This window comes from Streptomyces sp. NPDC004031, assembly GCF_053604375.1.
This window is the reverse complement of sequence record NZ_JBSGHL010000029.1, coordinates 38,782-51,725: the sequence shown is the minus strand read 5'-3', so window position 1 is coordinate 51,725 and position 12,944 is coordinate 38,782. Positions and strand designations below refer to the sequence as shown.

11 protein-coding genes are annotated in these 12,944 nt (G+C 72.3%); 7 read left to right on the top strand and 4 right to left on the bottom strand.

Annotated features, from left to right (window positions below; translation table 11 throughout):
• Positions 1 to 26: 26 nt before the first annotated feature.
• The 4 genes from ACWERV_RS19825 (at position 27) to holA (ending at position 4,268) form a co-directional block, all read left to right on the top strand.
• Positions 27 to 518 carry an N-acetyltransferase family protein gene (locus tag ACWERV_RS19825; protein WP_452934627.1) on the top strand — a complete coding sequence of 164 codons (492 nt, stop codon included), beginning with the start codon at positions 27 to 29 and terminating at the stop codon, positions 516 to 518.
• A 439-nt stretch (positions 519 to 957) separates the two neighbouring features.
• Positions 958 to 1,968: a glycoside hydrolase family 11 protein gene (locus ACWERV_RS19820; RefSeq protein ID WP_452934709.1), complete on the top strand. Its 1,011-nt coding sequence runs from the start codon at positions 958 to 960 to the stop codon at positions 1,966 to 1,968.
• Positions 1,969 to 2,037: 69 nt separating this feature from the next.
• On the top strand, positions 2,038 to 3,087 hold the full coding sequence (locus ACWERV_RS19815; RefSeq protein WP_452934624.1) for a polysaccharide deacetylase family protein: 1,050 nt from the start codon (positions 2,038 to 2,040) through the stop codon (positions 3,085 to 3,087).
• Between the two features lie 194 nt (positions 3,088 to 3,281).
• Positions 3,282 to 4,268 (top strand): DNA polymerase III subunit delta, encoded by a 987-nt coding sequence (holA, locus tag ACWERV_RS19810; protein WP_452934621.1) that lies wholly within the window; start codon positions 3,282 to 3,284, stop codon positions 4,266 to 4,268.
• Between the two features lie 60 nt (positions 4,269 to 4,328).
• On the opposite strand, the gene ACWERV_RS19805 is transcribed toward holA, so the two are convergent.
• Together ACWERV_RS19805 and rpsT are read right to left on the bottom strand one after the other, a co-directional pair.
• Positions 4,329 to 5,264 (bottom strand): hypothetical protein, encoded by a 936-nt coding sequence (locus ACWERV_RS19805; protein ID WP_452934618.1) that lies wholly within the window; start codon positions 5,262 to 5,264, stop codon positions 4,329 to 4,331.
• A gap of 209 nt (positions 5,265 to 5,473) precedes the next feature.
• Complete coding sequence (gene rpsT / locus ACWERV_RS19800) at positions 5,474 to 5,740, bottom strand: 30S ribosomal protein S20 (protein ID WP_398181780.1); 267 nt, start codon at positions 5,738 to 5,740, stop codon at positions 5,474 to 5,476.
• A gap of 230 nt (positions 5,741 to 5,970) precedes the next feature.
• Between rpsT and lepA the strand changes: the two genes are divergently transcribed.
• The 3 genes from lepA (at position 5,971) to hemW (ending at position 11,271) form a co-directional block, all read left to right on the top strand.
• The gene (gene lepA / locus ACWERV_RS19795) at positions 5,971 to 7,851 is read left to right on the top strand and encodes a translation elongation factor 4 (RefSeq protein WP_398181782.1); all 1,881 of its coding nucleotides are present in this window, start codon (positions 5,971 to 5,973) and stop codon (positions 7,849 to 7,851) included.
• A 144-nt stretch (positions 7,852 to 7,995) separates the two neighbouring features.
• Positions 7,996 to 9,882, top strand: a complete 1,887-nt coding sequence (locus tag ACWERV_RS19790) for an AMP-dependent synthetase/ligase (protein WP_452934614.1) — start codon at positions 7,996 to 7,998, stop codon at positions 9,880 to 9,882.
• 156 nt (positions 9,883 to 10,038) lie between these two features.
• The gene (gene hemW / locus ACWERV_RS19785; RefSeq protein WP_398181788.1) at positions 10,039 to 11,271 is read left to right on the top strand and encodes a radical SAM family heme chaperone HemW; all 1,233 of its coding nucleotides are present in this window, start codon (positions 10,039 to 10,041) and stop codon (positions 11,269 to 11,271) included.
• A gap of 11 nt (positions 11,272 to 11,282) precedes the next feature.
• Here the strand turns inward: hemW and ACWERV_RS19780 are convergent, their stop codons facing one another.
• The gene (locus tag ACWERV_RS19780; protein ID WP_452934611.1) at positions 11,283 to 12,107 is read right to left on the bottom strand and encodes a DUF3097 domain-containing protein; all 825 of its coding nucleotides are present in this window, start codon (positions 12,105 to 12,107) and stop codon (positions 11,283 to 11,285) included.
• Between the two features lie 24 nt (positions 12,108 to 12,131).
• Complete coding sequence (locus ACWERV_RS19775; protein ID WP_452934707.1) at positions 12,132 to 12,896, bottom strand: MBL fold metallo-hydrolase; 765 nt, start codon at positions 12,894 to 12,896, stop codon at positions 12,132 to 12,134.
• Between the last annotated feature and the right edge of the window lie 48 nt (positions 12,897 to 12,944).

Here is a 12,944-nt window from a genome sequence, read left to right as displayed (position 1 = left end):
CGGGGGTGCGATGGCATACTTCCGGCATGACCGCCGCCCCGCCCCGCGTCCCCGCGCAACAGCCGTCCTGGCACCTGCGCCCGTCCACCGAGGCGGACCTGGAGCCGCTCGCGGACCTGCGGGCCGTGGTGATGCGCCCGGATCTGGAGCGGCTGGGCCGCTACGACGAGCACCGGGTGCGGCAGCGGCTGCGCGACTCCTTCTCGACCGCGCACACCGCGATCATCGTCGTCGGCGACGACTTCGCGGGCTCCGTCACGCTGCGCCCGGCCGGGGACGACCGGCAGTGGCTGGAGCACTTCTACCTCGCCCCGCACCACCAGGGCCGCGGTCTCGGCTCCGACGTGCTGCGGGCGGTGCTGGCGCAGGCCGACGCCCGCGGGCAGACCGTGCGTCTGAACGTGCTCCAGGGCAGCCCGGCCCGCCGGCTCTACGAGCGGCACGGCTTCACCGTCGACTCCGAGGACCCGGTGGACGTCTTCATGACCCGCCCCCCGGCCACGGTCCCGGCGGTCTGAGCCACCTCACCGCGCAAGCGTCCGGAAATATCTACGAAAATTTCGGAGCCGACGTCCGCGATCTCGGGGGCAACAACCCCGCCATCTCTGGGTGCTCTCGTCGCTGACCCCCTTTCGGTACGCCGTGGCCTGGCACAACACTGTGCCACGCGCTCCCGTGCCAGTCGAAGCTTTCGCTAACTTCGCCGAAACTGTTGACAGTTGACGGGGGCGGATCAACACTGTTCGCCGTTGAGACCGCACCACCCGTCACCCGGACCGCACCGCGGTCCGGGCCTTTCCGGGCCCTTCCGCACGAGCCGCCGAGCGGGGTGTCCGAGCCATCCCCCACAAGTGACCCGCCCCGCGCCACGGGGCCATGTCGCGCTGCCCGCACACACCCGGGCATCCCTCCAGGAGGACACCTGTGAACCGTCCCCCCACCGCTGCCAAGGGCCGGATGCGCCTGCTCCTCAGCGCTTTCCTGACGACCGCGCTCGTCGGCGTCGCCGCCCTTGTCATGCCGGGCACCGCCAGTGCCGACACGACCGTGAACACCAACAGCACCGGCACCAACAACGGGTACTTCTACTCGTTCTGGAGCCAGAACAGCGGCCAGGCCTCGATGACGATGGGCTCCGGCGGCCAGTACAGCACCACGTGGAACAACGTGACCAACTTCGTCGCCGGCAAGGGCTGGAACCCCGGCAACACCTCGCCCGTGACGTACTCGGGCTCGTGGAACTGCAGCGGCAACTGCTACCTGTCGCTGTACGGCTGGACGACCAACCCGCTCATCGAGTACTACATCGTCGAGAACTACGGCAGCTACAACCCGAGTTCGGGCGCCACCAAGCTGGGCTCCGTCTCCAGTGACGGCAGCACGTACGACCTGTACCGCACCCAGCGCGTCAACCAGCCCTCCATCCAGGGCACCGCGACGTTCTACCAGTACTGGGCCGTCCGCCAGGCCAAGCGCACCGGCGGCACCATCACCGTCTCCACCATCTTCAACGCCTGGTCGCAGGCGGGCCTGAACCTCGGCACCCCGAACTACGAGATCCTCGCCACCGAGGGCTACGGCTCCTCCGGCAGCTCCAACATCACCGTCGGCTCCAGCGGCGGCGGCTCCACGGGCGGCACCACCGGTGGGACGACCGGCGGGACCACGGGCGGCACGACCGGTGGCAGCGGCGGTACGGGCGGCAGCTGCACCGCCAACGTCTCGGCCGGCGACTCCTGGTCGGACCGCTACAACCTCAACGTCTCGGTCAGCGGCTCCAGCAACTGGACCGTGACGGCGAACGTGCCGAGCCCCGAGAAGGTCATGTCCACCTGGAACATCACCGCCAGCTACCCCAACGCCCAGACCCTGACCGCCAAGCCCAACGGCAGCGGCAACAACTGGGGCCTGACGATCCAGAAGAACGGCTCCACCACCTGGCCCACCTTCTCCTGCAAGGTCGGCTGACGCTCCACCACCCCTCGTTTCACGGCGGGCGGCCCGGCGCGGCCGCCCGCCCGCGGAGGAGATCCCCCCATGACTGACACGCCCCGCACCACCCCCCGCACCCTGATCGCGGGCCTCGCGGTGGCGGCGCTCGCCGCGACCGGCGTCGTCGCCTCGACCGTCAACTCCACCCCCTCGCAGGCGGCCACCTGCAATGGCTACGTGGGTCTGACCTTCGACGACGGCCCCTCCAACGACCACACCCCGGCGATCCTCAACGCGCTCAAGCAGAACGGTCTGCGCGCGACGATGTTCAACGAGGGCCAGTACGCCGCCTCCTACCCGTCGCAGGTCGCGGCCGAGATCGCGGCCGGCATGTGGGTCGGCAACCACAGCTACACCCACCCGCACCTGATCCAGGAGAGCCAGGCGCAGATCGACTCCGAGGTCGGCCAGACCCAGCAGAAGATCGCGGCCGCGGGCGGCGGCACACCCAAGCTCTTCCGGCCGCCGTACGGCGAGACCAACGCGACCCTGAAGTCCGTCGAGGCCAAGTACGGCCTGACCGAGATCATCTGGGACGTCGACTCGCAGGACTGGAACGGCGCGAGCACCGACGCCATCGTGGCGGCCAACGCCCGGCTCACCAACGGCCAGATCATCCTCATGCACGAGTGGCCCGCCAACACCCTGGCCGCCATTCCGCGCATCGCGCAGGGCCTGGCCAGCCGCGGCCTGTGCGCCGGCATGATCTCGCCGCAGACCGGCCGCGCGGTCGCCCCCGACGGCGGCGGCTCCGGCACCGGCGGGACGACGACCGGCGGGACGACGACGGGCGGCACCACGACCGGCGGCACCACCGGCGGAACGGGCGGCGGCTGCACCGCGACCCTGTCCGCGGGCACCTCGTGGAGCGACCGCTTCAACCTCAACGTGGCGGTCACCGGCTCCAGCAACTGGACGGTCACGATGAACGTCCCGGCGCCCGAGAAGATCCTGTCCACCTGGAACATCACCGCGAGCTACCCCAACGCGCAGACGCTCGTCGCCAAGCCCAACGGCAGCGGCAACAACTGGGGCGTGACCGTCCAGAAGAACGGCTCCACCACCTGGCCCACGGTCTCCTGCTCCGCGAGCTGACCCCGCACCAACCCCGCACCACCCCGGACCGCGGGGCCCGGCGCCTGGACGCGGCGCCGGGTCCCGCACCTGCCCGCCCCGGCCGCCGGACCCCCATGCCGGCGGCCGGGGCGCGGCGGCAGGCCGACGTACCCCCGGCGGACCGTACCTCCGGCGGACCGGACTGTCGGCGGGGCGTGCGATGCTGGTCCGCGATGGCCAAGAAGACCGCTTCCGACGATCCGCTCGCCCCCCTCACGCTCGCCGTGGGCCAGGAGGAGCTGCTGCTCGACCGCGCCGTGCGCGAGGTCGTGGCGGCGGCGCGCGAGGCCGACCCCGACACCGATGTGCGCGACCTCGCGCCCGACGCGCTCCAGCCCGGCACCCTGGCGGAGCTGACCAGCCCGTCGCTCTTCGCCGAGCGCAAGGTCATCGCGGTGCGGAACGCGCAGGATCTCTCCGCGGACACGGTCAAGGAGCTCAAGGCGTATTTCGCGGCGCCCGCCGAGGAGATCACGCTGGTGCTGCTGCACGCGGGCGGCGCCAAGGGCAAGGCGCTGCTGGACGCGGCGCGCAAGGCGGGCGCGCGCGAGGTGGCGTGCCCGAAGATGACCAAGCCCGCCGACCGGCTGGCCTTCGTCCGCGGCGAATTCCGCACGCTGGGCCGGTCGGCCACCCCCGAGGCGGCGCAGGCGCTGGTCGACGCGCTGGGCAGTGATCTGCGGGAGCTGGCGAGCGCGTGCGCCCAGCTCGTCGCCGACACCGACGGCACGATCGACGAGCCGGTGGTGCGCCGCTACTACACCGGCCGGGCCGAGGCCACCGGCTTCGAGGTCGCCGACCTCGCCGTGACCGGCCGGGCGGCCGAGGCGCTGGAGCGGCTGCGCTGGGCGCTCGCGGTGGGGCAGCCCGCGCCCGGCATCACCTTCGCGCTGGCCTCCGGGGTGCGGGCGATCGGCAAGCTCGCCTCGGCGCCGCGCGGGGCGAACCCGGGGCAGCTCGCCCGTGACCTGGGCATGCCGCCGTGGAAGATCGACCGGGTCCGGCAGCAGATGCGCGGCTGGAACGCGGACGCCGTCTCGGTGGCGCTGCGCGCGGTCGCGGAGGCGGACGCGGCGGTCAAGGGCGGCGGCGCCGATCCGGCGTACGCGCTGGAGAAGGCCGTCGTCACGATCGCCCGCGCCGCCCGCGCCCGCGGCTGACCGGGGGCGCGGCGACCGCGAGCGGCGGGGACGAGCCGGGACGGGTCCGCGGCGGGGTGGTCACTTCCTGAGGTTGGCCATCGTCGCCTTCGTCGCGGCCTTGACCCACTCGGTGCCCTGGTCGAGCGAGGGCTCGTCGTCGGTGGCCTCCACCGAGTAGATGTCCCAGGACAGCGTCATGGTCAGCGCGCCGTCGCGCACCGCGAGCACCACCGTGCGGTCTCCCGAGGTGGAGCTGTCGGAGTCGGAGCTCTTGGGCACCGTGTCCTGGGTGACCAGATAGGCCTCGTCGCCGAAGCCGTCCACCGCGGTGACCTTGTAGTTGTCGTCGGGATCCGGGCCGTGGTCGCCGAAGCTCCGCCAGCGGTCCTCGAACTCCGGCGCCGGGTCGGCCTTGCGGTGCAGGTCCGCCTCGATCGACACGTAGGCGGTGGAGGCCGACGTGTCCTCCTGGTCCAGGCCCTTGCCGCAGTACATCTGCACCAGCGCGGGCCGGTCGCTGGTGTACGTCGTCGGGCTGTCGTCGTCCTTCGGGTACTGCTCCTTGAAGGCGCTCAGGTCCGCGGTGGTGCACAGGTCCTTGACCGACTTGTAGCCGCGCAGGCTCGGCGCCGACGACGAGTCCTTGCCGAGCACGAAGACCCCGCCGGCCCACAGCGCGGAGGCGACCGCGGCACCGACGACCGCCCACAGCACGGCCTTCCCGGCGGTGCCCCGTCCGCCGCCCGCCGGTCCGCCGGCACCGGGCGCCGGCGGCATCCCGGGTGCTCCCGGCTGCTGCGGCATCCCGTAGGGGCCGGGCTGCTGCGGGGGCCCGAAGCCGGGCGAGGTCTGGGCGTAGGGGTTGTGCTGGGCGGGCACGGGCGCGCCGTAACCGCCGCCGGTCGGCGGCTGCGCCGGAGGCTGCCCCGGCACCTGGCCCGGCAGCTGGCCCGGTATCTGCGGGTTCTGGTACGGCTGGGGGCCCGGCTGCCCAGGCTGCGGCGGCGTCGACATACGGTGAGGATACTGACACCCACCGACACGCGTACATGCGTACTGCCCGCCCGGGAAAACCCGGACGGGCAGCAGTGGCAGTGCTTGTGCGCGTGCGCCGCGGGCACGTGGCGAACGTCCGCGTGCGGCGCGAGGTCGCGGTGGTGCGGGTCCGGGCGGTAGAGGGGCCGCGTGGTCCGGTTGTCCGCTGTGCCGTCGACCTCGGGTGATCAGCCCTGGAGCGCGGAGACCGACTGCGCGATGGCCGACTTCTTGTTGGCGGCCTGGTTCTTGTGGATGACGCCCTTGCTGACGGCCTTGTCGAGCTTCTTGGAGGCGGCGCGGGCGGCCTCCTGGGCCTTCGCGCTGTCACCGGCGGCGACGGCCTCACGGGTACGGCGGATGGCCGTCTTCAGCTCGGACTTGACCGCCTTGTTGCGCTGGCGCGCCTTCTCGTTGGTCTTGTTGCGCTTGATCTGGGACTTGATGTTCGCCACGAAAGAGCCTTCTCAGGTTCGGAATTCTTCGGTCTTCAGCGTCACCCGCGCGCGAAGGGCACGCGGGTACGAGACACAGCGGCCCAGATTACCAGCAGCACCAGGCGGCTCCCAAACCGCCCGGGGGCCTCCGGCCATGGGAGTATGGAGGCTGCGTATCGATCCGACCAGCCAGCCAGGCCGCCCCGACCCACGCCGGGTGCCGCGCCTCGCGAGAAAATGGACCCTGCGTGCCCGCGACCCCTTCATCCGTGCCGGCCCACGTGCCGGAGCCGAGCCGTACCGACCCGGCGCTGATCCGCAACTTCTGCATCATCGCGCACATCGACCACGGCAAGTCGACGCTCGCCGACCGTATGCTCCAGCTCACCGGGGTCGTCGACGCGCGGCAGATGCGCGCGCAGTACCTCGACCGGATGGACATCGAGCGCGAGCGCGGCATCACGATCAAGTCGCAGGCCGTCCGGCTGCCCTGGCAGCCCACCGACGGCACCCCGGGCACCCACATCCTGAACATGATCGACACCCCCGGCCACGTCGACTTCACCTACGAGGTGTCGCGCTCGCTGGCCGCGTGCGAGGGCACGATCCTGCTGGTCGACGCCGCCCAGGGCATCGAGGCGCAGACGCTGGCGAACCTGTACCTGGCGATGGAGAACGACCTGGCCATCATCCCGGTGCTGAACAAGATCGACCTGCCCGCGGCGCAGCCGGAGAAGTTCGCCGAGGAGCTGGCCAACCTGGTCGGCTGCGACCCCGCCGACGTGCTGCGGGTCTCGGCGAAGACCGGCGTCGGGGTGGACGCGCTGCTGGACCGGGTGGTGCGGGACGTGCCCGCGCCGGTCGGCGTGGCGAACGCGCCCGCCCGCGCGATGATCTTCGACTCCGTGTACGACTCGTACCGCGGTGTGGTCACCTACGTCCGGGTCGTGGACGGGCAGCTCACCAGGCGCGAGCGGATCCGGATGATGTCCACCGGCGCCACGCACGAGCTGCTGGAGATCGGCACCAACTCGCCCGAGATGCTGCCGGCCGACGGGCTCGGCGTCGGCGAGGTCGGCTACCTCATCACGGGTGTGAAGGACGTCCGGCAGTCCAAGGTCGGTGACACCATCACCACCCAGAGCTCCGGCGCCACCGAGGCGCTCGGCGGCTACAAGGACCCCAAGCCGATGGTCTTCTCCGGCCTCTACCCGCTGGACGGCTCGGACTACCCCGAGCTGCGCGAGGCCCTCGACAAGCTGCAGCTCAACGACGCCGCCCTGGTCTACGAGCCGGAGACGTCCGCGGCCCTCGGCTTCGGCTTCCGTGTCGGCTTCCTCGGCCTGCTGCACCTGGACGTGATCCGCGAGCGGCTGGAGCGCGAGTTCGGCCTGGACCTCATCGCGACGGCGCCGAACGTCGTCTACCGGGTGCTGATGGAGGACGGCCAGGAGCACGTCGTCACCAATCCGAGCGAATTCCCCGAGGGCAAGATCGACGAGGTCTTCGAGCCGGTCGTGCGGGCCACGGTGCTCGCCCCGACCGAGTTCATCGGCGCGATCATGGAGCTGTGCCAGAACCGGCGCGGCAGCCTGCTCGGCATGGACTACCTCTCCGAGGACCGGGTCGAGATCCGCTACACCCTGCCGCTCGCCGAGATCGTCTTCGACTTCTTCGACAACCTGAAGTCCAAGACCCGCGGCTACGCGTCGCTGGACTACGAGCCCACCGGCGAGCAGAGCGCCGACCTGGTCAAGGTCGACATCCTGCTGCACGGCGACAAGGTGGACGCCTTCTCGGCGATCACCCACAAGGAGAAGGCGTACGCGTACGGTGTGCGGCTCGTCGCCAAGCTGCGCGAGCTCATCCCGCGGCAGAACTTCGAGGTGCCCATCCAGGCCGCGATCGGCGCCCGGGTCATCGCCCGTGAGACGGTGCGCGCGATCCGCAAGGACGTGCTCGCCAAGTGCTACGGCGGTGACATCTCGCGCAAGCGCAAGCTGCTGGAGAAGCAGAAGGAGGGCAAGAAGCGGATGAAGATGGTCGGCAGCGTCGAGGTGCCGCAGGAGGCCTTCATCGCGGTGCTCTCCACCGACTCCGACGGCGGCGACTCCAAGTCCAAGAAGTAGACCGAGAAAAGTAGCCCGTCCCGCGGCCCGGCCCCGATGCGCTGGGGTTTCCCCCTTACGCGCCGGGCGCCGGGCCTCTACTCTGATCCGACGGATAGGTTACTGGTGAGTTAAGAAGAACGCGCTCGTGCCCGGAGGATGACGGTGACCGACACACAGACGTTGCTAGAGAACCGGCCGCCCTCCGTGGCGGCGCTCTTCCTGGAGCGGGTCGCGGACACCCCGGACGCCGAGGCGTACCGCTACCCGGTGCCGCCGGAGAGCGGCGAGGGTCCCGACGGCTGGAAGTCGCTCACCTGGGCGGACGCCGCCCGCCGGGTGCACGCGATCGCCGCCGGACTGATGGACCTGGGGGTACGCCCCGAGGAGCGGGTGGCGATCGCCGCCAACACCTCGGTCGAGTGGATCCTCACCGACCTCGGCGTGCTGTGCGCGGGCGCGGCCACCACGACGGTCTACCCCAGCACCAACGCCGAGGAGACCGCGTTCATCCTCGCCGACTCCGGCAGCCGCGTCCTCATCGCCGAGAACGCCGCGCAGCTGGCCAAGGCCCGTGAATGCCGCTCCGAGCTGCCCGAGCTGGCGCACGTCGTCGTCATCGACGCCGAGGACGCGCTCGACGAGTCCGGCGACGGCTGGGTCCTCTCCCTCACCGAGCTGGAGAAGCGCGGCGACGCCTACCTGGCGCAGCACCCCGCGGCCGTCACCGACGCGGTCGCCGCGCTCACCAAGGACCAGCTCGCGACCCTCATCTACACCTCCGGCACCACCGGCCGCCCCAAGGGCGTACGGCTGCCGCACGACTGCTGGTCGTACATGGCCCGCGCCATCCAGGGCGTCGACCTCCTCGAACCCGAGGACGTGCAGTACCTGTGGCTGCCGCTCGCGCACGTCTTCGGCAAGGTGCTCACCGCCGGGCAGATCGCCGTCGGGCACATCACCGCGGTGGACGGCCGGGTCGACAAGATCATCGAGAACCTGCCGGTCGTGCAGCCCACCTACATGGCCGCGGTGCCGCGCATCTTCGAGAAGGTCTACAACGGCGTCGCCGCGAAGGCGCGGGCCGGCGGCCCCGCCAAGTACAAGATCTTCCAGTGGGCAGCGGGCGTCGCCCGCGACTACGCCAAGGCCACGCAGAACAGCATGCGGCTCACCGGCGTCCCGACCGCCCCCGTCGCCCTGCGCGCCCGGCACGCGCTCGCCGACAAGCTCGTCTACTCCAAGATCCGCGAGGCCTTCGGCGGCCGGCTGCGCGCCTGCGTCTCCGGCTCCGCCGCGCTCGCCCCCGAGATCGGCTTCTTCTTCGCCGGCGCCGGCATCCACATCCTGGAGGGCTACGGCCTCACCGAGTCCAGCGCCGCGAGCTTCGTCAACCCCGGCGAGAACTACCGCACCGGCACCGTCGGCAAGGCCCTCCCGGGCCTGGAGGTGCGCATCGCCGAGGAGGACGGCGAGGTCCTGCTGCGCGGCCCCGGCATCATGCAGGGCTACCACGGCCTGCCCGAGAAGACCGCGGAGGTCCTGGAGCCGGACGGCTGGTTCCACACCGGCGACATCGGCGAGCTCTCCCCGGACGGCTTCCTCAAGATCACCGACCGCAAGAAGGACCTCATCAAGTCCTCCAACGGCAAGTACATCGCCCCCGCGGAGGTCGAAGGCCGCTTCAAGGCGGTGTGCCCGTACGTCAGCAACGTCCTCGTCCTCGGCGGCGGCCGCAGTTTCTGCACCGCGCTCATCGCCCTCGACGAGCCCTCGCTCCTCGCGTGGGCCGAGGACAACGGCCTCGGCGGCCGGGCGTACGCCGACATCGTGCGCACCGACGAGGTCCGCGTCCTCATGGACGGCTACGTGCAGGGCGTCAACGAGGGGCTCCAGCGGTGGGAGCAGATCCGGCAGTACCGGGTCCTGCCCCGTGACCTGGACGTCGAACACGGCGACCTCACGCCGAGCCTGAAGCTCAAGCGCCCCGTCGTCGAGCGGGAGTTCGCCCCGCTGGTCGAGGAGATGTACGCGGGCTCCCGCGAGGCGTAGGGGGGTACGCCCCGGGGCGCCGCTCGCGGCACCCACCAGGGGCGCGGGGAACTGCGCGCGCAACCCACCACCGGGCGCAAGGTCGCGAACGCCACCGCACGTGGCAGCCCGGAGCGTGCCGGGAGGAGCACCCGCCGGGTGACGGATACTGGGGGGATGCCTTCCGTACTGCCCGACGGGGAACCCGTGCCCCGGGACGGGGCGCTGCCCGCGCAGGCCCTGGCCCGCGCGGCGGCGCGCCCTCTGGGGTTCTATCTGCACGTCCCGTACTGCGCGACCCGCTGCGGGTACTGCGACTTCAACACCTACACCGCGACCGAGCTGCGCGGCTCCGGCGGCGCGCTCGCCTCGCGGGAGAACTACGCCGACGTCCTGATCGACGAGATCCGGCTCGCCCGCAAGGTGCTCGGTGACGACCCGCGGCAGGTCGAGACCGTGTTCGTGGGCGGCGGCACGCCCACCCTGCTCCCGGCCGCGGACCTCGTCCGCATGCTGGGCGCGATCCGTGACGAGTTCGGGCTCGCGCCGGACGCGGAGGTGACGACGGAGGCGAACCCGGAGTCCGTCGACCCGGCGTATCTCGCGCAGCTGCGCGCCGGCGGCTTCACCCGGATGTCCTTCGGCATGCAGTCCGCCCGCCCGCACGTGCTGAAGGTGCTGGACCGCACGCACACCCCGGGCCGCCCGGAGGCCTGCGTCGCCGAGGCGCGGGCCGCGGGCTTCGCGCACGTCAACCTGGACCTGATCTACGGCACGCCGGGGGAGTCCGACGACGACTGGCGCGCGTCCCTGGACGCGGCGATCGGCGCGGGCCCCGACCACGTCTCCGCGTACGCCCTGATCGTCGAGGACGGTACGCGGCTGGCCTCGCGCATCCGCCGCGGCGAGGTGCCGATGACGGACGACGACGAGCACGCGGACCGCTACCTGATCGCCGAGGAGCGGCTCGCCGCGGCGGGCTACTCCTGGTACGAGGTCTCCAACTGGGCGACCGAGGACGCGGCCCGGTGCCGCCACAACGAGCTGTACTGGACCGGTGCGGACTGGTGGGGCGCGGGCCCCGGCGCGCACAGCCACGTCGGCGGTGTGCGCTGGTGGAACGTGAAGCACCCCGGCGCGTACGCCCAGGCCCTCGCCGAAGCCCGTACGCCCGGCGCGGGCCGCGAGATCCTGAGCGCCGAGGACCGCCGCGTCGAGCGCGTCCTCCTGGAGCTGCGGCTGGCGGCGGGCTGCCCGCTGGACGTCCTGACCGAGGCGGGCGCCGCCGCGGCCGCCCGCGCGGTAAGGGACGGCCTCTTGGCGCCCGCCCCTTACGCCGCCGGCCGCGCGGTCCTGACGCTCAAGGGCCGCCTGCTGGCCGACGCGGTGGTCCGCGACCTGACGGACTAGCCCGGCGGGACTTACGGGACGGTCACGAAGTCGATCAGCCGCTCCACCGCGCCCAGCAGCTCGGGCCGCAGGTCCTTGTACGAGTGCACGCCCTCCAGGATGCGGGCCCACGCCTCGCCCGTGCTCGTGCGCCAGCCGAGCGCGTCGCAGACCCCGGTCTTCCAGTCCTGGCCGCGCGGCACGCGCGGCCATTCGGGGATGCCCACCGAGGAGGGCTTGACGGCTTCCCAGACGTCGATGAAGGGGTGGCCCACCACCAGGACGTCCGCCCCGGACACCTGCGCGGCGATGCGGGACTCCTTCGAGCCGGGCACGAGGTGGTCGACGAGGACGCCGAGCCGCGCGTCCGGCGCGGGGCCGAAGGCGGCGACCACGGACGGGAGGTCGTCGACGCCCTCCAGGAACTCCACCGCGACGCCCTCGACCCGCAGGTCGTGGCCCCACACCCGCTCCACCAGCTCGGCGTCGTGCTTGCCCTCGACGTAGATGCGCCCGGCGCGCGCCACCCGGGCCTTCGCGTCCGGGACCGCGATGGAGCCGGACGCGGACAGCAGCGGTCCGCGCGGCTTCGGCGCGCCCTGCGGGCGTACCAGCGTCACGGTGCGGCCGTCGATGAGGAAGCCGCGCGGCACCATCGGGAAGACCCGGTGCTTGCCGAAGCGGTCCTCCAGCGTGACGGTCAGGCCCTCCGCGGTCTTCTCGCAGCGCACCACCGCCCCGCAGAAGCCCGTCGTGGCCTCCTCGACCACGAGGTCGGCGTCGGCCGGGACCTCGGGCACGGGGGCCGGCTTCTTCCAGGGCGGGGTGAGATCGCCGTCGTACGTCCTGCTGCGCATGCGGGCGATCGTAACGAGCCCGGGTCAGCTCCCGGCGGCGAACCGCTCGGCCAGCGCGTCCCGCTGGGCGCGGACGAAGCGCGCGTCGACCACGGCGCCGTGTCCGGGCACGTAGCGGCCGGTCTCGCCGCCGAGGGCGAGCAGCGCGTCCAGGGAGTCCGGCCAGCGGTCCGGGACGGCGTCGTCGTCCGCCTGGGGCTCGCCGGACTCCTCGACGAGATCGCCGCAGAAGACCACCGTGGGATCGCTCGCGGTGCCGCCCGGCACCACCACGACCAGGTCGTGCGCGGTGTGCCCGGCGCCGGGGTGGACCAGCCGCACGACGCGTTCGCCCAGGTCGATGACGGTCTCCCCGGCGACGGGCCGGGTCGGCAGGGCGAGCGCGGCCGCCGCCTCCGCGGCCTCGGCCGGATCGGTGCCGTACTCGACGGCGCAGGCGCGCAGCGCGTCCCGTTCCGCCCGCAGCCGGTCGCCGAGCGCGCGGTGCGCGTAGATCTCGGCGCCGGGGAAGGCGGCGGTGCCCAGGACGTGGTCGAAGTGGCCGTGCGTGAGGGCGATGTGCGTCACATCGCGCCCGGTGAGCGCGGCGACCTGCGCGCGCAGCTCGGCGCCCTCGCGCAGCGTCGAGCCGGTGTCCACCAGCAGCACCGCGTCGGCGCCCACGACCAGGCCGATCGTGACGTCGAGATGCGGCAGCCGGCGCCGGGCGACCCCGGGGGCGAGCTGCTCCCACGACGTACCACCCGTACCGCCCGAACCGCCCGTACCCGGACCCTCCGTACCGTCCACAGATTCCACGGGGGTGACCGTATCGCCGCCGCGGGGCCGTCCGCCGCC